Genomic DNA, 19,884 nt, shown 5'->3' with positions numbered 1-19,884 from the left:
ATGATGGAGGATCCATGTTCACTAAGCGCCGCGGCGTCATCGCCGCAGTGCTCGGACTCAGCCTGCCTCTGCTGGTGGGCACGAGCGCCCCGACTCAGGCAGCCGGCTCCGGCCGCACGGTCTACGAGATCACCGTGAAGAACGTCGAGCAGCTCAGGCAGGTCGTCTACACCGGCACCGACCTGATCGACGAGACCACCAACGGTCCCGTGACCGTGATCGCCGACGCCGGCGAGGCCCGCGCCCTGCGGCGGACCGGCCTGCCGATGAAGTACATCGGTGACGCGGAGGCCGAGTTCGCCAAGCTCGGCAAGGTCGACTTCAGGGACCCGGTGCCCGGTCAGATCGGCACCCAGGACTTCCCGTCCGGCTACACCGGCTACCACAACTACGCGGAGATGAAGGCCGAGCTCGACAAGACCGTCGCCGCCCACTCGAACCTCGCGAAGCTCTCCAGCATCGGCAAGTCGTACGAGGGCCGCGACCTGTGGATGCTGAAGATCAGCAACAACCCCGCGGTCGACCAGGCGAAGCCCGAGGTGATCATCACGTGCAACCAGCACGCGCGTGAGCACCTGACCGTCGAGATGTGCCTGCACTTCATCCAGCGCCTGACCGACGGCTACGCGACCAACGCGTCGTTGAAGGCACTCGTCGACTCCCGCGAGATCTGGGTCGTCCCCAGCGTCAACCCGGACGGCGCCGAGTACGACATCGCGACCGGCTCGTTCCGCGGCTGGCGGAAGAACCGGCAGGGCAACGGCACCGACCTGAACCGCAACTTCGGCTACAAGTGGGGCTGCTGCGGCGGTTCCAGCGGTAGTTCCACGTCGGACACCTACCGCGGCACCTCGGCGTTCTCCGCGCCGGAGACCCAGCGCATCCGCGACTTCGTGAACTCCCGCGTGGTCGGTGGCGTCCAGCAGATCAAGACGAACATCGACTTCCACACGTTCTCGGAGCTCGTGCTGTGGCCGTTCGGCTGGACCACGGCGGCCACCGCACCCGGCCTGGACGCGAACGAGGAGCGGGCGTTCCGCACGCTCGGCCAGCAGATGGCCGCCACCAACGGCTACACGCCCGAGCAGTCGAGCGACCTCTACATCACCGACGGCACCATCGACGACTGGATGTGGGGCCAGCACAAGATCTGGTCGTACACCTTCGAGATGTACCCGAGCAGCGGTGGCCTGAACGGCTTCTACCCGCGTGACACGGTCATCGCCGCCCAGACCACTCGCAACGACAAGGCGACCGACCTGTTCCTGCAGTACTCGGACTGCGTGAAGCGGGTCATCGGGCAGACCTGCTGATCCGTTCCAACGCCTGATCGATCTCCTCAGGAGTGACGAAGTAGTGCGGGGACGCCCGCACTACCTCGTCCAGGCCCCGTTTGGTCATGTCGATCAACGTCGACCCGCTCCGCGACACCGTCACGGCCACCTTCCGGTCCCAGAGCCGGTCCTTCAGCTCCATCGGCGGCACGTGCTCCGACGTGAACGTGACGATGCCGGACTGCCGTTCCCCGAGGTCCCGGACGGTGATGCCGGGGATGGTCCGCAGGCCCTCGCGCAAACGCTTGGCACGGTCCGCGACCTCGTTCTCGATCACGCCCATGCCCTTGTCCAGGGCGTACCTCGCGGCGGCGATCAGGCCCAGCCGGTCCGCGATGCTGAACTCCCACAGCTCGAACACCCGCGCGTCGTCGCGCGGTTCGTACCGGTCGGGTGCGGTCCACGCGGCGCCGCTGTGGTCCATCAGCCTCGGCCGCAGCCGCCTCCGCACGTCGTCGCGGACCACCAGCGCGCCCGTGCCGCGCGGTCCGCGCAACCACTTCCGGCCGGTGCAGACGAGCATGTCGTAGTCGAGGCCGCGCACGTCCAGCTGGCCGATCGACTGACAGGCGTCGAGCAGCACCAGCGCCCCGGCCTCGCGGGCCCTGGCGGTGACCTCGTTCACCGGGTTGACCAGGCCGCCGTTGGTGGGCACGTGCACCAGCGAGACCAGCTTGACCCGTTCGTCGAGGTCCAGGGCATCGAGGTCGAGCTGTCCGTGGCGGTCGGACGGCAGCACCTCGATCGTCGCGCCGGTCTCCTCCGCGCGGCGCAGCATCGGCACGGCGTTGCCGCCGTACTCGACCTCGGTCACCAGGATCCGGTCGCCCTTGCTCAGGGGCACCGCGTCGAAGGCGGTGAGCCACGAGCGGGTGGCGCTGTCGGTGAACGCGACCTCGGACGGCGCGCAGCCGAAGAGCTCGGCGAGCACGCCGTAGCCGGCCTCGAGGTCCTCGTGGCGTTCGGCGGCGGCGCGGTAGCCGCCGATCTCGGACTCCCTGCGCAGGTGGCCGATCACCTCGTCGGTCACCTGGGCGGGCGGGAGTGAGGAACCGGCGCTGTCCAAAAAGATCAGGTCCACCACGTCACTGTGCCACCATCGAACCCATGGGGGACCGTTCGTTTGGTTACAGCGCACAGGTCAGACCGCTCTTGTGGGTGTTCCTCGTGCTGACACCGGTGGAGATCCTGCTCGTCGACCTGCTCGTGCCGTGGTTCTGGCTGCGGGCCGTGCTGCTCGCGTTCGGGTTGCTGAGCGCGCTGCTGCTGGCGTGGCTGCTGTGGATGCTGCACAAGTTCAAACACGAGATCGACGACGAGTACCTGTGGCTGCGGTACGCGCGCGAGTTCGAGTACCGGATTCCGCTGTCGGCCATCGACACCGTGACGCACGGCCTGTCCAGCCGGTCGTTGAACAAGACGCGGTCCGTTGTGGACGGAACGCTCGTGCTGGAGGTCTCCAACTCCACCAACGTGGCGCTGCGGTTGAACGAACCGCAGGAGGTCGACCTAGGACGCAGGGGCGTGCACGAGGTGACGAAGATCGAGTTCTGGGCCGACAACCCCGGCGAGATGGTGCGCGCGTTGCGGAAATAGGCTCGGCCACATGGTGGAGATCCCCTACGGCAAGCGCATGAGGCCGAGGTACGTGCGGTTCCTGATCATCACGGCGGTCGGGATCGCGCTGGTCGCGCTCGGCCTGGACATCCCGTGGCTGCTGATCACGTTGATCGTCCTGGGCGTGCTGAACACCGTCGTGTGCGTGGGCGCTCTCTACGTGCTGTACCGCCAGCCGCACACCGTCTCCGACGAGGAACTGCGGTTGCGCCAGCTCGGCTTCTTCGACTGGCACATCCCGGCCGGGGACCTGGGCTCCGCGCAGGTCGCCGAGCGCAGCCACCAGGGGCGGCGCAGCGTCGAGGTGATCGGCGACGCGCTCGTCATCCAGTCGCTGACCAAGACGAACGTCTCGGTGCCGTTCCACGAGCCGCAGCTGGTCAACCTCGGCAAGACCGGTGTGCAGCGGGTCGAGCGCGTCGAGTTCTGGGCGGACGACCCCGAACGGGCCGTCCGCGAGATCAACCGCGTGACTACTTAGGCTCCCACTTGTCGAGGTTCCACCACGGACCCCAGGCCAGCGCGCCGTAGGAGTTCGGGTCGACCACGGGCTGGTAGCCGTTCCACGAGTCACGCATCACGTAGGCGTGCTCGGGGAAGACCAGCACCGCCATCGACGGCGCCGCGACGTACGCCTGCTGGAAGAGCTTGTACGCCACCGCCCGTTGCGCCGGGTCGATGAGCTTGCGGCCGTTCTCCAGCGCCGCGTCGGCGGCCGGGCTGCCCTGGCCGCGCAGGTCGTAGAGCATCAGGTCGGGGTCGAACGGCGAACCCTCGCCGTAGAGCAGCGCGTCCTGGGCCATCCGCGGCCGGATCGCCTCCCACGACAGGCCGGCGAGCTGCACGTCCACACCGACGGCCTTGGCGTCGGCCGCGAACGCCGTGGCGAGGTCGGCGCGCAGGTCGTCACCGAGCGGGTACATCAGCGTGAACCGCGCCGGCACGCCCTCGCGAACCCGGATCCCGTCCGTGCCGGGCACCCAGCCGCCCGCGTCGAGCTGACGGACGGCCTCGGTCTTGTCGAAGCGGAACTTCGCGGTCGGGTCGAACTCCTCGGCCAACGCGTCCGGCACCGGCGTGTAGGCGATGGTGCCCTTGCCCACCAGCAGGCTGTCGATCATGCCCTGGCGGTTCGCGGCGAAGTTCAGCGCGAGCCGGACGGAGGCGTTGCCGGTGACCGGGTTCGCCGCGGGCAACCGCACGGCCCGGTAGTCGGCGCTGCGGTGGTACTGGACCGACAGGCCGGACTTGCCGGCGAACTGCGTGGCGATCTTGGGCGGCAGCACCGTGCCGTCGAACTCGCCGTCCTGCATGCGGCGGGCGCGCTGGTTGTCGTCGGTGACGAACACGACGGTCAGCTTCTTGACCTTGGGCACGCCGTCGAAGTAGCTCTCGTTGGCGTCCAGCAGCAGCCGGTCGCCCTTCTTCCACTCGGTGACCTTGTACGGCCCGGTGCCGATCGGCTGGCCGTTCGGGTTCGCCTGCTCGCTGGGCAGGATGCCGAGCACGAGCAGGTGCGGGAACGCCGCCTGCGTCTGCGTGAGGGTGAAGCGGACCGTGGACGGGTCGACCTGCTCGACGCCCTTGAGCGTGCCGAACCGCTCCTTGACCGGGTTCTGCAGCGCCGCGGTGTAGGTCGCGACGACGTCCTCCGCGCCGAACGTGCTGCCGTCGGTGAACTTCACGTCGCCGCGCAGCTTCACCGTCCAGCTCAGCCCGTCCGCGGCCGGTTTCGGCAGGTCGGCGGCGAGCTGGGGCTTGAGCGAGCCGTCCTGGCGATGCTCGACGAGTCCGTCGTAGATCTTCGACACGCCCTGGGCGCCGTAGCCGAGCAGCGGGTTCAGCGTCGTCGGTTCGTCGCGGTCGGCGAGCACGATCGACGTGCCGTTCGTGCCACCGTCCGGGCGGGGTGTGGCGGTCTCGGTGCAGCCCGCGACGGCCAGCAACACGACGAGGAGCAGTGGGGAACGCACGAGTCGGACCCTACAGTGATCCGCATGCGCATCGCCGTGAGTCAGATCAGCTCCACCACCGACCCCCGGTCCAACCTGGAGCTCGTCCGCGACGCGGTGCGCAGGGCCGACGGCGCGCGGGTCGTGCTGCTCCCGGAGGCGACGATGTGCCGCTTCGGCGTGCCGCTCGGGCCGGTCGCGGAGCCGTTGGACGGGCCGTGGGCGTCCGCGGTGCACGAGATCGCCGCTCAGCACGACGTCGTGGTGGTCGCCGGTATGTTCACGCCGTCCGGTGACCGCGTGACGAACACCCTGCTGGTGACCGGGCCGGACATCCACCTCGGCTACGACAAGATCCACCTGTTCGACGCGTTCGGGTTCCAGGAGTCGCGCACGGTCGCGCCCGGCTCGGAGGTCGTGACGTTCGAGGTGGACGGCGTCACGCTGGGCGTGGCCACCTGTTACGACATCCGCTTCCCCGAGCTGTTCCGCGCGCTGGCCGACAAGGGCGCGTCGGCGGTGCTGGTCGGGGCGTCGTGGGGCGCCGGGCCGGGCAAGAAGGAGCAGTGGGAGCTGCTGGTGCGGGCGCGGGCGTTGGACTGCACGTCGTTCGTCGTGGCGTGCGGGCAGGCGTACCCAGGTGAGCTGGGCTCCTCCGCACCGACGGGCATCGGCTACTCGACCGTCGCGGATCCGTTCGGCAACGTGGCCCTGCAACTCTCCGACCAGCCAGAGGTCTCGGTGGTCGACATCGATCTCGCCGCGGTGGAACAAGCCCGACAGGTCCTGCCCGTGCTGGCGAACCGACGGCTAGGTTGACCTTCATGCGCATCGTTTCGGCTGTAGTGGCCGCTTTGCTGTTGTTGTCGGGCGTTGCCTCGGCGACGCCGTCACGCGGGGTGACGGGCAAGATCCTCGCCCAGTGGACCGCCGGCGACCGCGACTACGTCCTCCGCGAGATCACCATCGACCCCGGTGGCAGCACCGGCTGGCACCACCACGACGGCACCCTGTACGCGCTCGTCAAGAAGGGCGTGCTGACGCGGACCGAGTCCGACTGCACCACGACGTTCGTGAACCGCCGCGGTGACACGCTGATCGAGCTGCCGCACCAGGTGCACATCGGGCGCAATCTCGGCACTTCGCCGATGGTGCTGGAGGTGCTGTACGTGAACCCCATCGGTACGCCGTTGTCACGGGACGAAGCGAATCCGGGTTGTTCGTTCGAATGAGCTTGACCTCAAGTTAGGTCGAGCTCACAGGATCGGGGGCATGACTCTTCCCGCACTGCCCTCGTTCTTCCGCAGCCGCACCGACCTCGACGGCTTCAAGCTCTACCGGGCCAGCAACCCGCGCGGTGACCGCGACGTCGGCTGCGTCGTCCTGGTGACGGTCGACACCGACAGCGAGGCCACCGCGAAGGCGTGGGTCGACTCGGTGTTCGTCGCGCTGGCGAGCGAGCCGAACCCGCACCCCGGCGGCATCTCCGCGGCGTTTCACATCCGCGACGACGGCAAGCGCGTCGTCAACGTCGCGGAGTGGGTCAGCGCCGCGGACCACGTCGACGCGGTGTCGAGTGGCAACGGCGTCGGCTCACGCACCGCGGACTGGCGCCGGGTGCAGAACTTCCCCGGCGTCCAGCACGTCGGTGTGGAGCGGTACCAGCCGCTAGCGAAGGTCGAGGCCGAGGTCGAGTGACGGGCTGGAGTGCGTGAGACCGCCGACCGCGAGGTAGTCCACGCCGGTTTCGGCGTACCGGCGGGCCACGTCCAGCGTGAGCCCGCCGGACGCCTCCAGCTTGACGTTCGCCGGCCTGCGCCGCACGGCTTCCGCACACTGCTCGGGCGTGAAGTTGTCCAGCAGCACCAGTTCCGCGCCTTCGGCCAGAGCCTCGTCGAGCTGCTCCAGGCTGTCGACCTCGACCTCCATCAGCAGTTCCGGCGCGTGCGCACGGGCCGCACGGATCGCCGCACCGACGGAACCCGCCGCGGCGACGTGGTTGTCCTTGATCAGGATCGCGTCGCCGAGGCCCATGCGGTGGTTCACGCCGCCGCCGCAGCGGACCGCGTACTTCTGCAGAAGCCTGAGACCTGGCAACGTCTTCCGCGAGTCGCGCACAGCAGCACCGGTGCCCTCGATCGCCGTCACCCAGCGGGCGGTCTGCGTGGCGATGCCGGACAGGTGGCAGATCAGGTTCAACGCCGTGCGCTCGACCGTGAGCAGGCCACGGGCCGGGCCGGTGAGCACCAGTGCGGGCTCACCCGGCACGGCCTTGTCGCCGTCGGTGGCCTCGGACAGCACCTCGACCTCGGGCAGATAGCGCTGGAAAGCAGCACGCGCGATGGAAACACCGCACAGCACGCCCGAGGCGCGAGGCGTGATCTCCGCGGTGGCCGCGGCCTTCTCCGGCACGGTCGCCAACGTGGTGGCGTCCAGGCCGTAGCGGAGGTCTTCTTCCAGCGCGAGCTGGATGACCCGGTTCGCGTCGTCCCAATCGATGGTCATGCGACACCCTCCGCGAGAACGGGATCGGCCAGCACGGGCTGACCGGTCGGGGTGAGCCGGACGAGCTGACTGCGTTGCCACGCCTCGGAACGCTCGGTGAAGTCGGTGCGGACGTGACAGCCGCGCGACTCGGTGCGTTCCTGGGCCGCCGCGATCAGGGCGCGGGCGGCGATGGTCAGGGCGGCGTCCTCGACCAGTTCGCGCGACTCCAGCTGCTTGTCCACAGTGGACACGTCGAGCACCGACCCGACGACCGCGAGACCTTCCGCGTCCCGGCCGATCGCCGCGTAGCGGGACATCACGCGCTGGAGCAGGTCCCGGTCGGCGACCGGGGCCGTGGGCAGCACGGGGTCGACGGCGCGGACGGGCGCGATGAACCCGACCGCCAGATCGGCGGCCACGGCCTCGGCCGCGCGCGTGCCGCAGACCAGGCCTTCGAGCAGGCTGTTGGAGGCCAGGCGGTTCGCGCCGTGCAGACCGGTGCGGGCGACCTCGCCGACCGCGTACAGGCCGGTCACGCCGGTGCGTCCATCGACCGTCGAGACCACGCCACCGCAGGCGAAGTGTGCCGCCGGGGCAACGGGAATCGGGTCCACGGCCGGGTCGACGCCGACCGAGACGCAGGCCGCGTACACGGTCGGGAAGCGCGTTGCCATGTCGTGCAACGAGGTCGCGTCCAGGAACACGTGGTCGTCGACACCACCGGGCTCAAGAGCCATGTGGCGGGTGATCGCGGCCGCCACGACGTCGCGCGGCGCGAGGTCCTCCAGCGGGTGCACGCCCTTCATCACGCGGGCGCCGGTCGCGTCGACCAGCACGGCACCCTCACCGCGCACGGCCTCCGTGACGAGCGGGCAACGGCCTCGCGCGCCCCTGCCCGTGTAGAGCACGGTCGGGTGGAACTGGATGAACTCGACGTCCGCGGCCAGCGCACCGGCCCGCAACGCCAGCGCCAGCCCGTCGCCCGTCGCGACGGACGGGTTCGAGGTCGCCTGGTACATCTGGCCGAGGCCACCGGTCGCGAGCAGCACGGCGGGCGCGGTCAGCACGCCGGGTACGCCGTTGCTGTCGAGCACCAGCAAGCCGGCCACGGCACCGAACGGGGTCCTCACCGCGTCCACCGCGACGTGGTTCTCCAGCAGCGGAACCCGTCCGTCCACAGTGGCCTTGAGCAGTGCGCGTTCGACCTCGGCGCCGGTCGCGTCACCGCCGGCGTGCACGACGCGGAACGCGCTGTGGCCGCCTTCGCGGGTGCGTTCCAGCAGCCCGTCGGGCTTCGCGTCGAATGTCGCACCGCGCTCGCGCAGCCTCGCGACGGCCTGAGGTCCGTCGGTGATGATCGCCGTGACCGCCGCGTCGTCACAGAGGCCCGCGCCCGCCGTCAGCGTGTCCTCGATGTGCCGCCCCACCGTGTCACCGGGGTCGTGCTGGTCCTGCATGACAACGGCGACGCCGCCCTGAGCCCAGCGCGTGTTGCCGTCGTCGCCCGCCGCCTTCGTGACGACGAGGACGCGCAGCCCCAGCTCACGAGCCCGGAGCGCGGCGGTCAGCCCCGCCACGCCCGTGCCGACCACGATCAGGTCGGCCCGCGCCTCCCAGCGCGCGGCCATCACTCACCGCCGCCGGGCTGGCCGATCTCGATCATGCGCTGCACGGCGCCCTGGGCGCGCTTGGCGGTCTCCAGGTCCACGTGCACCTCGTCCAGGCCGTCGCGCACGCACCGCAGCAGCGCGGCCGGCGTGATCATCTTCATGTAGGTGCAGGACGCGCGGTCGTTGACGGCGCGGAAGTCGATCTCCGGGGCGGCCTTGCGCAGCTGGTGCAGCATGCCGACCTCGGTCGCGACGAGCACCTTGGTCGCCTTCGTCGAGCGGGCCGCGGTGATCATGTCGCCGGTCGAGAGGATCTTGACCTTCTCCGCCGGGACGATGCCCTCGCCGCTCAGGTAGAGCGCGGAGGTCGCGCACCCGCACTCCGGGTGGATGAACAGGTCGGCGTCCGGGTTCGCGGCGGCGCGTTCGGCCAGCTCAGGACCGTTGATGCCGGCGTGGACGTGGCACTCGCCCGCCCAGATGTGCAGGTTCTCGCGGCCGGTCTCGCGCTTGACGTGCGCGCCCAGGAACTGGTCCGGGCAGAACAGCACCTCGCGGTCGGCCGGGATCGAGCGCACCACGTCGACGGCGTTCGACGACGTGCAGCAGATGTCCGTCTCCGCCTTCACCTCGGCCGTGGTGTTCACATAGGACACGACGACCGCGCCGGGGTGCTCCGCCTTCCACTCGCGCAGCTGGGCGCCGGTGATCGAGTCGGCGAGCGAGCAGCCCGCGCGCTCGTCCGGGATCAGCACGGTCTTCCGCGGCGCCAGGATCTTCGCCGTCTCGGCCATGAAGTGCACGCCGCAGAAGATGATCGTCTGCGCGTCGGACTGGGCCGCGATGCGGGAAAGCGCGAGGGAGTCGCCGGTGTGGTGGGCGATGTCCTGGATCTCGGGCAGCTGGTAGTTGTGCGCCAGGATGACCGCATCCCGCTCCTTCGCGAGGCGCAACACCTCTTCCCGCCACGCCGCGTCCGGCTCGACTCCGCCGAACACACCTGACGCGGTTCGCTCCACGGTTGCGGTAGCGACCATCGCTGCCTCCTCGGTTCCAGGTTTTCGCCTACTGGTCGAAAACGTGGCCGATAGTATCAGCCGAGTGGCGGGCGTGGGGCATGAAGTTCTGGCAGCTGTGCTGCGGGTGAGAGGTGCGTCACTCCAGGTCATGCTGTGGGAGCGCGCACGGGAGCCACACGCTCACCGCTGGTCGTTGCCGGGTGGAGAGCTGCGGGTGGACGAGGACGTGGAGTCCTCCATCCGCCGTCAGCTGGCGGAAAAAGTCGACGTGCGACAACTGTCACACGTCGAGCAGCTCGCGGTTTTCAGCGCCCCGGACCGCGTCCCGGGACCCCGCGTCGTCGCGACGGCGTTCCTCGGGCTGGTCCCTTCGGACGTCGATCCGGAGCGGCCGGCGGACACCGAGTGGCACTGCGTGGACACGCTCCCCGCGATGGCGTTCGACCACTCCTCGATCGTGCACCGAGCGCGGCACAGGCTAGGCTCGAAGCTCTCGTACACGAACCTCGGCTTCGCGCTGGCACCGCCGGAGTTCACCATCTCGCTGCTGCGCGACCACTACTCGGCGGCCCTGGGCTACCGGGTGTCCGCGACGAACCTCCAGCGCGTGCTCTCCCGCCGCCTGCTGCTGGAACCCACGGGTGGCACCGCTCCCCCCGGCCCGTCCGGCGGCCGCCCCGCCGCGTTGTTCCGGTTCAGCGCCAAGGGAATCAAGGTGACCGATCCGTTCGCCGTGCTCAGGCCCCCTGGATCTGGCCGTCCGGCGGGCGGGAGTGCCAGCCCGTAACGTGGACGCGTGGCCGAGACGCTTCCGCTCTTCCCTTTGGGCACCGTGCTGCTCCCCGGGGCGTCCTTGCCGTTGCACATCTTCGAGCCCCGCTACCGCCAGCTCGTCGTCGACCTGATGACCGGCTCGCTGTTCGGCCGCACGTTCGGCGTGGTGTGCATCAAGGAGGGCTGGGAGGTGGGCGCCGACAACGTCGGTTCCCTGCAGGACATCGGCTGCTCCGCGGACCTGCTGGACGCCCGCCCGCTGCCAGAGGGCCGCTTCGACATCGTGACGCGTGGCGTGCGTCGGTTCCGGCTGCTCGACGTCGACACCACCACCGCGCCGTACCTGTTGGGGCACATCGACTACATCGAGGACTCCGTGGTGCCCGAGGCCGCCCTGGAAGTCGTGCCGATCCTCGAACGCGGGGCGCGCGCCGCCCACGAGCGGTACTGCGGCGCGGCCTGGCACCGCGAGGACTGGTCGCCGCCCTCGGACGACGTCTCGCTGGGAGCGCTGTCGTACCTGCTGGCGGCCGACTGCCTGTTGCCCGTCGAGGATCGGCAGCGGTTGCTGGAGGAACGGTCGCCGGCCCGGCGGTTGCGACTGGTCCGGCGGATGTTGCACCGGGAGACCGGAATTCTCAGCGCGCTGAAGGCAGTTCCGGTGCCGCTGACCGAGTTCGGGCACGTGCCGAACCCGAACTAGGCGCCCAGGAAGTTCTGCAGCGCGGGCAGGACGAGCCGGGGGTTCTCGCTCGCGCTGAAGTGGTGGGCTTTCTCGACGAGGATCTTCTCGGCATCCGGCAGCAGATCGGCGAGCGCGTACAGGCCTCCCACGAGGTGGCGCGGCGAGTCGGTGCCGCCGATCAGCAGCACGTGCCCGCGGAGCGCCCCGAAGCGCGCCAGGTTCGCGCTGCCCTCCTCCACGATCCTCAGGTCGTGGCGCACGGTCGGCAGACCCTCGAACAGGTCCTCCCCTTCCTCTGCCACCATCTTGCGCGCCGCCGCGACGAGAAACCCGCGCGGCGCGATTCGCAGCATCATCCGCAGCCATCGCGGCCCGATCCCGAACCCCCTGGCGATCGTGACCACCGCCTCGAGATCCTGCCCGGCCGCGACCTCCTGCTCGAACCGGCGGATCACCTCGCGCTTGTGCTTCACCACGCCGAACGGTGGCTCGTATGCGGCGACGTGGGTGATGCCGGGCAGTTGCAGGGCCGTTTGCAGCGCGATCACCGCACCGGAGCTGACGCCGAACAACCGCTGCGCGCCGGTGGCGACCAGGACGGCCCGGACGTCCTCGACCTCGGTCCGCAGACCGTGGCCGGCTCGGTGCGGCCCGCTCTCGCCGCGGCCTCGGCGGTCGACGACGTGGACGGTGAAGCCGCTCGCGAGCGCGTCCGCCAGCTCCTGGAAGTCGTCAGCGCCCTCCATCGGACCGGGAACGACCAGCACACCAGGGCCTCTGCCCGTCGTCCGGTAACCGATGGTCGTGCCATCCACCGAGGTGATCACTCGTTGTTCCTCCTCCGGTGTCCACCACCTCAACGCCTGACCACCCGTGAACCGTTGACCCCTGCCCGATAGTGGTACTTGCGGACGCCATCAAGCCCAGCTCCCGAGAGACGATCGTCGGATCGTTGAATTGTGGCCTTGTGGGATTGTTGAACAATCCTTACCCTGAGCGCTACATCACATCGACCACTCCTCCACCACGCTGCGAGGTGTCGCATGAGCACGACCACGACCGAGGACACAGGCCGTTTCGCCTGGTTCCGCACTCTCGGCCAGAAGGGCAGGCGCGCGTTCATCGGCGCGTTCGGCGGCTACGGACTGGACTCCTACGACTACTGGGTCCTGCCGCTGAGCCTGGTCGCGATCAGCGGCTACTTCGGCCTCACCAAGGCCGAAGCAGGCCTGCTGGGTACGAGCACGCTGCTCATGAGCGCCATCGGCGGCGCGGTGGCGGGCATCATGGCCGACCGGTTCGGCCGGTCGAAAACCCTGATCATCACGGTCGCGGCGTACGCGTTCTTCACCGTGCTGTGCGGGTTCGCGACCAGCTACGAGACCTTGCTGATCTTCCGCGCGCTGCAGGGCCTCGGCTTCGGCGGCGAGTGGGCGGCCGGGGCGATCCTCGTGGCCGAGTACTGCAAGCCGAAGTACCGCGGCCGCACGGTGGCGTTCATCCAGAGCGCCTGGGCGGCCGGCTGGGGACTCGCGGTCATCATCAACACCCTGGTCGCGTCGCTCGCGGACCCGGCCTGGTCGTGGCGCATCATGTTCTGGACCGGCGCGCTCCCGGCGATCCTCATCTTCTACGTGCGCCGCAACGTCGACGACGCCCCGGAAACCAAGGCACAGCCCAAAGAAGGCGGCACCTTCCCGAAGATCTTCCAGGGCCCGATCCTCAAGACCACGCTGTTCGCGGCGCTGCTCGCCACCGGCGTCCAGGGCGGTTACTACACCCTCGCGACCTGGCTGCCCGCGTTCCTGCAGACCGGCCGCGGCCTGACCATCATCGGCACCGGCGGCTACCTCGCGTTCCTCATCACCGGCGCGTGGATCGGGTACGTCAGCGGCGGCTATCTCACGGACTACCTGGGGCGCAAGAAGACCTTCACGCTGTTCGCGATCGCCAGCGCGTTGCTGATCGTCGCCTACACGCAGATTCCCAACGGTGCCAACACGTTGGTCATGTTCCTCGGCTTCCCGCTCGGGTTCTGCATGTCCGCGATCTTCAGCGGGTTCGGCAGCTACCTCAGCGAGCTCTACCCGACGCGGTTGCGAGGTACCGGGCAGGGCTTCACCTACAACTTCGGACGTGCGTTCGGCGCCGTTTTCCCGGGACTGGTCGGGTTCATGGCCGACCGGCTCGGCATCGGCGGTGCCATGCTGTTCGGGGCGGCGGCGTACGGGATCGCGGTCGTCGCGTTGATCTGGCTGCCGGAGACGGTCAACAAGGAGCTGGAATGACGACAGCGGGCAAGGCACCGGGACAGGCACAGGCCAACCTCATCGCCATCCCCAAGGACTGGGCGTACGACTTCCTGCTCTTCACCCACCGCAACCCCAAACCGTGCCCGGTGCTCGACGTGCTGGACGCCGGCGAGACGGTCAGCGCGCTCAAGCAGGACGCGGACGTGCGCACCCACGCGCCGCGGTACCGCATCTGGGAGCACGGCGAACTCAGGGCGGAACCCGAGGACGCCACGGAGTACTGGCGCGACGACCTGGTGACGTTCCTGATCGGCTGCAGCTTCACGTTCGAGACGGCGCTGGAAAGCGCCGGAGTGCCGCTGCGGCACGTCGATCAGCAGAAGAACGTCGCCATGTACGTCACGGACATCCAGTGCCGGCCGGCGGGCAGGCTGCACGGGCCGATGGTCGTGTCGATGCGGTGGATTCCGGAGTCCCTTGTGGACATCGCGCACAAGGTCACCGCGCTGATGCCCTCGGTGCACGGGGCCCCGGTCGGCGCGGGCGACCCGCGGATGCTCGGTATCGACGACATCCATCAGCCCGACTTCGGCGACGCCGTCGAGCCGGAACCCGGTGACGTACCGGTGTTCTGGGCGTGCGGCGTGACTCCGCAGGCGGTGCTGATGAAGTCCAAGCCGCCGTTCGCGATCACGCACGCGCCTGGTCAGATGTTCGTGACCGACATGCCGGACTTCGCCTACCGCGTCGGCTGACGATGAAGGGCTCCTTCATCCACCTCACGTGGATGAAGGAGCCCTTCATCGACCTAACCGAGGCGGCGGCCCAGGTCGTCCAGGCCGTTCCACGCCGTGCAGCAGCCGTAGGCCAGCGCGGCCGCCAACGGCCACGCCAGAATTCCCCACCACGTCTCCAAAGACGGCGCGATCAGCAGGGTGTCGTTCGGCTTGATCGACGACGGCATCGGGTACGCGCCCGCGGCCAGCGATCCGCCCAGCCACTGCGCGAACCACGCCGCCGCGAACGAGCCCGCCGTCATGCCCAGCATCACGACCGGCCCGCGCCGCTGCCGCAGCAGCCACGTCCCGATACCGGTGACCGCGCCCGCGCCGAGACCGATCAGCACGAACACCATCAGCGCGTCGAGCCGGTGGTAGCTCTCCACCCCGATCGGGTAGAACTTGTTGTCCTGCGGCGAGACGATCTTGAGCTGCGCCGGGGCGAGCCACGACCACACGTACGCGGCGGGGAGCCCGGCCGCGAACGTCGTCAGCAGGACCACCAGGCCCGGTAGCAGATCCCGCTTGACCACGACCTTCGGCCGGGGCCGGATGTAGTGGTAGACGTACGGCGGCTCCGGCACGGGTTCGATGCGCACCGGCGCTGCTTTCTCGTCCATTCGCGAGAGGTTACTACCGCCCCGAATCGATCTCTCCGTGACGGCTGCAGCGCGCCGTCCAGCCGTCCGGGGTCACCTGGACGACCATCCGGCGCGCGCACTCCGAGCAGTACCGCGGCGGGTCGATCAGCGAGAGGCGCTGACGGCAGAACGCGTGGTCGCCGCCAGCCTCCTCCTTGCCGCAGAAGGAACAGAACATCGCGGTCATCACAGGGTCTGGCTCAGCGCCTTGATGGGCATCGACAGCTCTTCCAGCATGTCGAGGTCCTGCTGGGCCGGGCGGCCGAGGTTCGTCAGGTAGTTGCCGACGATGATCGCGTTGATGCCGCCGAGCATGCCCTGCTTCGCGCCCAGGTCACCGAACGTCAGCTCACGACCGCCGGCGAACCGCAGGATCGTGCGCGGCAGGGCCAGCCGGAACGCGCCGACCGTGCGCAGCGCCTCGGCGCCCTCCACGACCGGGTAGTTCTCGTACGGCGTGCCGGGGTTCGGGATGAGGAAGTTGAGCGGCACCTCGTCGGGCTCCAGTTCGGCCAGCTGCACGGCGAACTCCGCGCGCTGCGCCAGCGTCTCCCCCATGCCGATGATGCCGCCGCAGCAGACCTCCATGCCGGCGTCGCGGATCATCCTCAGCGTGTCCCAGCGCTCCTCCCAGGAGTGCGTGGTCACGACCTCGGGAAAGTGCGAGCGAGCCGTCTCGAGGTTGTGGTTGTAGCGGTGCACGCCCATCGCCACCAGTTCGTCGACCTGCTCCTGCGTGAGCATGCCGAGCGAGCAGGCGATCTGGATGTCGTTGCCGTCCTCGCGGATGGCCTTGATGCCGTCGCGCACCTGCGAGAGCAGTCGCTTGTCCGGGCCGCGCACGGCAGCCACGATGCAGAACTCGGTCGCGCCGGTGTCGCGGGTCTGCCGCGCCGCGCGGACCAGGCCGGGGATGTCGAGCCACGCCGACCGCACTGGCGACGGGAACTGGCCCGACTGCGAGCAGAAGTGACAGTCCTCCGGGCAGCCACCGGTCTTCAGCGAGACGATGCCCTCGACCTCGACCTCGGGCCCGCACCAGCGCTCACGCACCTCGTGCGCCAGCGCCAGGAGCTCGGGGATCCGGTCCTCAGGCAGTTCGAGCACCTTGAGCACCTGGGCTTCGGACAGTCCGACTCCTCGTTCGAGCACCTGCTCACGAGCTTCGTCGAGCACGTCGATCTGTTCCGGAGCTGCGGTCACGGTCTCTCCTCCTCCTGTGGCCTGGCGAGCACTATGCCTCACTGAATCCTTCATCGTGGAGCGATGTAGGTCACTGGACCGCGAACTGAGCCGCGAACGTCTCCGGGTCGAACTCGCCGCCGAACCACGGTGAAAACGATCTCTTGGCGACCGCCAGGAAATCCACGGAACCGAGCTTCGTCACACCCTGGGGCAGCGCGCCGAGCAGCGGGCCACCCGCCGCGTCGGGCAGGTCCGCGAGGTTGGTCAGGGAGGCGAGGTCCGGGTGCAACGGCCAACTGCCGACCACGACACCGAGCGACTCGATGCCACGCCGCTGCAGCGCCTCGGCCGTCAGCGCGGTCGCGTTCAGCGTTCCGAGCCCGGCCTGGGCCACGATCAGCACGGGCGCGTTCACCGCCCACGCGATGTCGGCCAGCGTGGAGCCGCTCTCGTCGAACCGCACCAGCAGCCCGCCGGCGCCCTCGACCAGCACCAGGTCGTGGGTCTCGTCGAGCTCGGTGACGGCTTTGGCGACGTCCGCGGGGTGCACGGTGGCCATTCCCGCCCGCCTGGCCGCGGTGTCCGGAGCCAGCGGGTCGGGGTATCTGGCCAGCTCACGGGTCGTCACGTCGCCCGCCAGCCGCGCCACCTCCGCCACGTCGCCCGGCTCGCCGGGCAGCAGGCCGGTCTGCGCGGGCTTCAGCACCGCGACCCGTCTGCCTTCTGCCCTGGCCAGCGCCGCGATGCCCGCGGTGACGGCGGTCTTGCCGACCTCGGTTCCGGTTCCGGTGATCACCAGCACGCTCACAGGCACCTACCCTAGGACGTCACCTAACGTGAGGGCATGACTGAGCAGCCGATCGTGATGTACGGCGCCGAATGGTGTGGTGACTGCCGCCGGGCCAAAGCCTGGCTGACCCGCAACAACGTGCCGTTCACCTACGTCGACGTCGAGCACGACGACGCGGCGCGGGACAGGGCGATCGAGATCTCCGGTCGCAGGCAGATCCCCGTCGTCGTACTCCCGAACGGTGAGTTCATGGTCGAGCCGACCGACACTCAGCTCGCCGCCGCGATCACGCCCTGACAGATCGTCGCGATGTCGTCGTCCGTGCTGATGAACGGCGGCATCGTGTAGATCAGGTCGCGGAACGGCCGCAGCCACACACCGGCGTCCACGGCCGCCTTGGTTGCTCGTGCCATGTCCACGGGCTCATGCAGCTGCACGACCCCGATAGCGCCCAGCACGCGCACGTCCTTCACGGCCGGTAGGTCACGTGCGGGCGCGAGGCCGTTCTTCAAGCCGTTCTCGATCCGCGCGACCTCACGCTTCCAGTCCTGGGACAGCAGCAGGTCGATCGAGGCCAGTGACACCGCCGACGCGAGCGGGTTGCCCATGAACGTCGGCCCGTGCGCGAGCACCGGCACCTCGCCCTTGCTGATCCCGTCCGCCACCCGTGATGTGCACAGGGTCGCGGCCATCGTCAGGTATCCGCCGGTCAGCGACTTGCCGAGACACATGACGTCCGGGCTGACGTTGGCGTGGTCGGCGCCGAACAGCTCGCCGGTGCGGCCGAAGCCCGTGGCGATCTCGTCGAACACGAGCAGCACGTCGTGTGTGTATGCAAGCTCACGCAGCACGTGCAGGTAGCGCGGGTCGTGGAACCGCATACCGCCCGCACCCTGCACGACCGGCTCGACGATGATCGCGGCGAGCTCGTGCGCGTGCTGCTCGATGGTGTCGGATACCTGCTGAATGTATGCAGTATTCAATTCTGCCGGTGGACTGTCTACAAAGACCTGCTCCGGCAGGATTCCATGCCAGAGCGAGTGCATACCGCCTACTGGATCGCATACAGACATCGGCGTGAACGTGTCGCCGTGATAGCCGCCGCGCCATGTCAACATCCGGCGCTTCTCCGGGCGCCCCTGCGAACGCCAATACTGCATGCACATCTTGACCGCGACCTCGACGGACACCGAGCCGGAGTCGCACAGGAAGACGTGCTGCAACTCCGCCGGCGTGATCTCGACGAGCTTGGTCGCGAGCCGGATGGCGGGCTCGTGGGTGAGCCCGCCGAACATCACGTGGCTCATCCGGCCGAGCTGCTCGGTGACGGCCGCGTCCAGCACCGGGTGCCGGTAGCCGTGGATCGCCGCCCACCAGGACGACATGCCGTCGACCAGCTCCCGGCCGTCCGCGAGGGTGAGCCGGACACCCTCCGCGCCGCTGACGAGCAACGGCTCCTGGGTGCCCGGCATCGGGCCGTACGGGTGCCAGACGTGCGCCTGGTCGAGCTTCAGCAGGTCGTCCACCCGCGGAACACTAAGCGAGACGAACCGGCAAGGTGTGCAGACCGCGGATCAGCGTGCTGTCCCGCCACACCAGCGTGTCCGGCTCCGCGGCCAGCTTCAGGTTCGGGAACCGCGCCAGCAGCTGCGTCAGCGCCACGTCGAACTCCAGCCGGGCCAGCGGCGCGCCCAGGCAGAAGTGGATGCCGTGCCCGAACGCCACGTGCCCCTGCGCGGACCGCGTCACGTCGAGCTTGTCCGCATCGGGGTAGCGCTCCGGGTCCCGGTTCGCGGCCACCAGCGACACCATGACGATCTCGTTCTCGGGGATCATGACGCCGCCGAGTTCGATGGGTTCCTTGGTGTAGCGGAAGGTCGCGATGTTGACCGGTCCCTCCAGCCGCAGGAACTCCTCGCCGCTGGCCGGGATCAGCTCGGGACGGTCCTTGAGGATCTGCAACTGGTCCGGGTTGTTCAGCAACGAGAGCACCGCGTTGCCGATGAGGTTCACCGTCGTCTCGTGCCCGGCGACGAGCAGCAGGAACGCCATCGACACGAGTTCCTGGGTGTCAAGCCGGTCACCGGAGTCGTCGGCGTGCACCAAAGCGGAGAAGAACGTGTCGTCCGGCTCCGCCGCCGCGACCTTCTCGACGTGTCCGAAGAGGAACGCCGCCATCGCGCCGGACGCGTGCACGATGTCCTCGTTCGAACCGAACGACAGCAGCGTGTTCGACCACTCGCGGAACTCGTCGCGGTTGTCGATCGGGATGCCGAGCAGCTCGCAGATGACCGTGATCGGCAGCGGGAACGCGAACGCCTCCAGCAGGTCGACCTCGTCGCCGTCGTTCAGCTTCGCGATCAGCTCCGCGGCGATCTCGTTGACGCGCGGCCGCATCAGCTCGATCCGGCGCGAGGTGAACGCCTTGTTCACGAGCTTGCGCAGCCGGGTGTGGCCGGGCGCGTCCATGTTGAGCATGTGGACCGACAGCGCCTGGTTGAAGTCACGGCGTCCCGCGTTCGCCGGCGCGTGCACGTCGAAGAGGTGGCCACCCTCCTGGACGTTCTTGCTGATCCGCGGGTCGGTGAGGGCGATCTTCGCCTCGTCGTACCGCGTCACGAGCCAGACCTTGAGCCCACGCGGCATCTGGACTTCCCGCACGGGCCCCTCGGCACGCAACAGGTCGTGCACTTCGTGTGGGTTCTGGACGTAGTCGGCGGGCAACTGGGTGAGTGTCGTCACCTCACCCAGTTAACCCC

General features: G+C 69.1%; 23 protein-coding genes. 11 read left to right on the top strand and 12 right to left on the bottom strand.

Features of this window, described 5'->3' with window-relative positions; genetic code table 11:
• Positions 1 to 14 precede the first annotated feature (14 nt).
• Positions 15 to 1,313, top strand: coding sequence for a M14 family metallopeptidase (locus tag B0F77_RS31715; RefSeq protein WP_086666683.1), 1,299 nt, complete (start codon positions 15 to 17; stop codon positions 1,311 to 1,313).
• Here B0F77_RS31715 and B0F77_RS31710 read toward each other — a convergent pair.
• Positions 1,294 to 2,415: an aminotransferase class V-fold PLP-dependent enzyme gene (locus B0F77_RS31710; RefSeq protein ID WP_245848914.1), complete on the bottom strand. Its 1,122-nt coding sequence runs from the start codon at positions 2,413 to 2,415 to the stop codon at positions 1,294 to 1,296. The two genes, B0F77_RS31715 and B0F77_RS31710, sit on opposite strands and share 20 nt — an antisense overlap.
• A gap of 26 nt (positions 2,416 to 2,441) precedes the next feature.
• Here B0F77_RS31710 and B0F77_RS31705 point away from each other — a divergent pair, with 26 nt between their 5' ends.
• Together B0F77_RS31705 and B0F77_RS31700 are read left to right on the top strand one after the other, a co-directional pair.
• Positions 2,442 to 2,930: a hypothetical protein gene (locus B0F77_RS31705; RefSeq protein ID WP_086666681.1), complete on the top strand. Its 489-nt coding sequence runs from the start codon at positions 2,442 to 2,444 to the stop codon at positions 2,928 to 2,930.
• Positions 2,931 to 2,940: 10 nt separating this feature from the next.
• The gene (locus tag B0F77_RS31700) at positions 2,941 to 3,432 is read left to right on the top strand and encodes a hypothetical protein (RefSeq protein ID WP_086666680.1); all 492 of its coding nucleotides are present in this window, start codon (positions 2,941 to 2,943) and stop codon (positions 3,430 to 3,432) included.
• Here the strand turns inward: B0F77_RS31700 and B0F77_RS31695 are convergent.
• Positions 3,425 to 4,924: an ABC transporter substrate-binding protein gene (locus B0F77_RS31695; RefSeq protein ID WP_086666679.1), complete on the bottom strand. Its 1,500-nt coding sequence runs from the start codon at positions 4,922 to 4,924 to the stop codon at positions 3,425 to 3,427. The two genes, B0F77_RS31700 and B0F77_RS31695, sit on opposite strands and share 8 nt — an antisense overlap.
• A gap of 24 nt (positions 4,925 to 4,948) precedes the next feature.
• On the opposite strand from B0F77_RS31695, the gene B0F77_RS31690 reads away from it, so the two are divergent.
• The 3 genes from B0F77_RS31690 to B0F77_RS31680 are packed head-to-tail and all read left to right on the top strand — an operon-like array spanning position 4,949 to position 6,601.
• Positions 4,949 to 5,722, top strand: coding sequence for a carbon-nitrogen hydrolase family protein (locus tag B0F77_RS31690; RefSeq protein WP_086666734.1), 774 nt, complete (start codon positions 4,949 to 4,951; stop codon positions 5,720 to 5,722).
• Positions 5,723 to 5,727: 5 nt separating this feature from the next.
• Entirely contained in the window at positions 5,728 to 6,135 is a 408-nt protein-coding gene (locus tag B0F77_RS31685) for a cupin domain-containing protein (protein ID WP_086666733.1), read from the top strand.
• A 40-nt stretch (positions 6,136 to 6,175) separates the two neighbouring features.
• The gene (locus B0F77_RS31680) at positions 6,176 to 6,601 is read left to right on the top strand and encodes an antibiotic biosynthesis monooxygenase (protein ID WP_086666678.1); all 426 of its coding nucleotides are present in this window, start codon (positions 6,176 to 6,178) and stop codon (positions 6,599 to 6,601) included.
• On the opposite strand, the gene nadC is transcribed toward B0F77_RS31680, so the two are convergent.
• The 3 genes from nadC to nadA are packed head-to-tail and all read right to left on the bottom strand — an operon-like array spanning position 6,572 to position 10,037.
• Positions 6,572 to 7,408 (bottom strand): carboxylating nicotinate-nucleotide diphosphorylase, encoded by an 837-nt coding sequence (nadC, locus tag B0F77_RS31675; RefSeq protein WP_086666677.1) that lies wholly within the window; start codon positions 7,406 to 7,408, stop codon positions 6,572 to 6,574. The two genes, B0F77_RS31680 and nadC, sit on opposite strands and share 30 nt — an antisense overlap.
• Positions 7,405 to 9,018 (bottom strand): L-aspartate oxidase, encoded by a 1,614-nt coding sequence (locus B0F77_RS31670; RefSeq protein ID WP_086666676.1) that lies wholly within the window; start codon positions 9,016 to 9,018, stop codon positions 7,405 to 7,407. Before B0F77_RS31670 ends, nadC begins: the two co-directional genes overlap by 4 nt.
• A complete protein-coding gene (gene nadA, locus B0F77_RS31665) occupies positions 9,018 to 10,037 on the bottom strand; it encodes a quinolinate synthase NadA (RefSeq protein WP_086666675.1) in 1,020 nt (339 codons plus the stop codon). Before nadA ends, B0F77_RS31670 begins: the two co-directional genes overlap by 1 nt.
• A gap of 100 nt (positions 10,038 to 10,137) precedes the next feature.
• Between nadA and B0F77_RS31660 the strand changes: the two genes are divergently transcribed.
• Together B0F77_RS31660 and B0F77_RS31655 are read left to right on the top strand one after the other, a co-directional pair.
• Positions 10,138 to 10,806: an NUDIX hydrolase gene (locus tag B0F77_RS31660; protein WP_086666732.1), complete on the top strand. Its 669-nt coding sequence runs from the start codon at positions 10,138 to 10,140 to the stop codon at positions 10,804 to 10,806.
• A gap of 9 nt (positions 10,807 to 10,815) precedes the next feature.
• Complete coding sequence (locus tag B0F77_RS31655) at positions 10,816 to 11,496, top strand: LON peptidase substrate-binding domain-containing protein (protein WP_086666674.1); 681 nt, start codon at positions 10,816 to 10,818, stop codon at positions 11,494 to 11,496.
• Here B0F77_RS31655 and B0F77_RS31650 read toward each other — a convergent pair.
• Positions 11,493 to 12,305, bottom strand: a complete 813-nt coding sequence (locus tag B0F77_RS31650) for an alpha/beta fold hydrolase (RefSeq protein WP_086666673.1) — start codon at positions 12,303 to 12,305, stop codon at positions 11,493 to 11,495. The genes B0F77_RS31655 and B0F77_RS31650 overlap by 4 nt on opposite strands.
• A gap of 216 nt (positions 12,306 to 12,521) precedes the next feature.
• On the opposite strand from B0F77_RS31650, the gene B0F77_RS31645 reads away from it, so the two are divergent.
• Both B0F77_RS31645 and B0F77_RS31640 read left to right on the top strand, forming a co-directional pair.
• Positions 12,522 to 13,766: an MFS transporter gene (locus B0F77_RS31645; RefSeq protein ID WP_086666672.1), complete on the top strand. Its 1,245-nt coding sequence runs from the start codon at positions 12,522 to 12,524 to the stop codon at positions 13,764 to 13,766.
• On the top strand, positions 13,763 to 14,485 hold the full coding sequence (locus tag B0F77_RS31640) for a putative hydro-lyase (protein ID WP_086666671.1): 723 nt from the start codon (positions 13,763 to 13,765) through the stop codon (positions 14,483 to 14,485). The genes B0F77_RS31645 and B0F77_RS31640 overlap by 4 nt, the downstream gene beginning before the upstream one ends.
• Positions 14,486 to 14,538: 53 nt before the next feature.
• On the opposite strand, the gene B0F77_RS31635 is transcribed toward B0F77_RS31640, so the two are convergent.
• The 4 genes from B0F77_RS31635 to bioD form a co-directional block, all read right to left on the bottom strand.
• The gene (locus B0F77_RS31635) at positions 14,539 to 15,129 is read right to left on the bottom strand and encodes a DUF2567 domain-containing protein (protein ID WP_086666670.1); all 591 of its coding nucleotides are present in this window, start codon (positions 15,127 to 15,129) and stop codon (positions 14,539 to 14,541) included.
• A 13-nt stretch (positions 15,130 to 15,142) separates the two neighbouring features.
• Positions 15,143 to 15,328 carry a biotin synthase auxiliary protein BsaP gene (gene bsaP, locus B0F77_RS31630; RefSeq protein WP_425435750.1) on the bottom strand — a complete coding sequence of 62 codons (186 nt, stop codon included), beginning with the start codon at positions 15,326 to 15,328 and terminating at the stop codon, positions 15,143 to 15,145.
• Between the two features lie 8 nt (positions 15,329 to 15,336).
• The gene (gene bioB / locus B0F77_RS31625; protein ID WP_086666668.1) at positions 15,337 to 16,353 is read right to left on the bottom strand and encodes a biotin synthase BioB; all 1,017 of its coding nucleotides are present in this window, start codon (positions 16,351 to 16,353) and stop codon (positions 15,337 to 15,339) included.
• Positions 16,354 to 16,423: 70 nt separating this feature from the next.
• Complete coding sequence (bioD, locus tag B0F77_RS31620; protein ID WP_086666667.1) at positions 16,424 to 17,143, bottom strand: dethiobiotin synthase; 720 nt, start codon at positions 17,141 to 17,143, stop codon at positions 16,424 to 16,426.
• 36 nt (positions 17,144 to 17,179) lie between these two features.
• Between bioD and B0F77_RS31615 the strand changes: the two genes are divergently transcribed.
• A complete protein-coding gene (locus B0F77_RS31615; RefSeq protein ID WP_086666666.1) occupies positions 17,180 to 17,422 on the top strand; it encodes a glutaredoxin family protein in 243 nt (80 codons plus the stop codon).
• Here the strand turns inward: B0F77_RS31615 and B0F77_RS31610 are convergent.
• Both B0F77_RS31610 and B0F77_RS31605 read right to left on the bottom strand, forming a co-directional pair.
• Positions 17,395 to 18,597 carry an adenosylmethionine--8-amino-7-oxononanoate transaminase gene (locus B0F77_RS31610; RefSeq protein WP_245848920.1) on the bottom strand — a complete coding sequence of 401 codons (1,203 nt, stop codon included), beginning with the start codon at positions 18,595 to 18,597 and terminating at the stop codon, positions 17,395 to 17,397. The two genes, B0F77_RS31615 and B0F77_RS31610, sit on opposite strands and share 28 nt — an antisense overlap.
• Positions 18,598 to 18,661: 64 nt before the next feature.
• Positions 18,662 to 19,867 carry a cytochrome P450 family protein gene (locus tag B0F77_RS31605; RefSeq protein WP_245848903.1) on the bottom strand — a complete coding sequence of 402 codons (1,206 nt, stop codon included), beginning with the start codon at positions 19,865 to 19,867 and terminating at the stop codon, positions 18,662 to 18,664.
• Positions 19,868 to 19,884 lie beyond the last annotated feature (17 nt).

Origin of the sequence: Lentzea kentuckyensis (assembly GCF_002150765.1) — a bacterium.
GTDB classification, from domain to species: Bacteria; Actinomycetota; Actinomycetes; order Mycobacteriales; family Pseudonocardiaceae; genus Lentzea; species Lentzea kentuckyensis.
Note: the sequence above shows the minus strand (reverse complement) of the source record. Positions and strands in the feature narration are given on the sequence as shown.

Excerpts from the sequence above, each read along its gene's own strand:
- nadA (WP_086666675.1), bottom strand. The coding sequence starts at position 10,037 with ATGGTCGCTACCGCAACCGTGGAGCGAACCGCGTCAGGTGTGTTCGGC.
- B0F77_RS31635 (WP_086666670.1), bottom strand. The coding sequence starts at position 15,129 with ATGGACGAGAAAGCAGCGCCGGTGCGCATCGAACCCGTGCCGGAGCCG.
- B0F77_RS31700 (WP_086666680.1), top strand. The coding sequence starts at position 2,941 with ATGGTGGAGATCCCCTACGGCAAGCGCATGAGGCCGAGGTACGTGCGG.
- B0F77_RS31615 (WP_086666666.1), top strand. The coding sequence starts at position 17,180 with ATGACTGAGCAGCCGATCGTGATGTACGGCGCCGAATGGTGTGGTGAC.
- nadC (WP_086666677.1), bottom strand. The coding sequence starts at position 7,408 with ATGACCATCGATTGGGACGACGCGAACCGGGTCATCCAGCTCGCGCTG.
- B0F77_RS31705 (WP_086666681.1), top strand. The coding sequence starts at position 2,442 with ATGGGGGACCGTTCGTTTGGTTACAGCGCACAGGTCAGACCGCTCTTG.
- B0F77_RS31690 (WP_086666734.1), top strand. The coding sequence starts at position 4,949 with ATGCGCATCGCCGTGAGTCAGATCAGCTCCACCACCGACCCCCGGTCC.
- B0F77_RS31610 (WP_245848920.1), bottom strand. The coding sequence starts at position 18,597 with ATGCCGGGCACCCAGGAGCCGTTGCTCGTCAGCGGCGCGGAGGGTGTC.
- B0F77_RS31645 (WP_086666672.1), top strand. The coding sequence starts at position 12,522 with ATGAGCACGACCACGACCGAGGACACAGGCCGTTTCGCCTGGTTCCGC.
- B0F77_RS31685 (WP_086666733.1), top strand. The coding sequence starts at position 5,728 with ATGCGCATCGTTTCGGCTGTAGTGGCCGCTTTGCTGTTGTTGTCGGGC.
- bsaP (WP_425435750.1), bottom strand. The coding sequence starts at position 15,328 with ATGTTCTGTTCCTTCTGCGGCAAGGAGGAGGCTGGCGGCGACCACGCG.
- B0F77_RS31680 (WP_086666678.1), top strand. The coding sequence starts at position 6,176 with ATGACTCTTCCCGCACTGCCCTCGTTCTTCCGCAGCCGCACCGACCTC.
- B0F77_RS31640 (WP_086666671.1), top strand. The coding sequence starts at position 13,763 with ATGACGACAGCGGGCAAGGCACCGGGACAGGCACAGGCCAACCTCATC.
- B0F77_RS31670 (WP_086666676.1), bottom strand. The coding sequence starts at position 9,018 with ATGGCCGCGCGCTGGGAGGCGCGGGCCGACCTGATCGTGGTCGGCACG.
- B0F77_RS31715 (WP_086666683.1), top strand. The coding sequence starts at position 15 with ATGTTCACTAAGCGCCGCGGCGTCATCGCCGCAGTGCTCGGACTCAGC.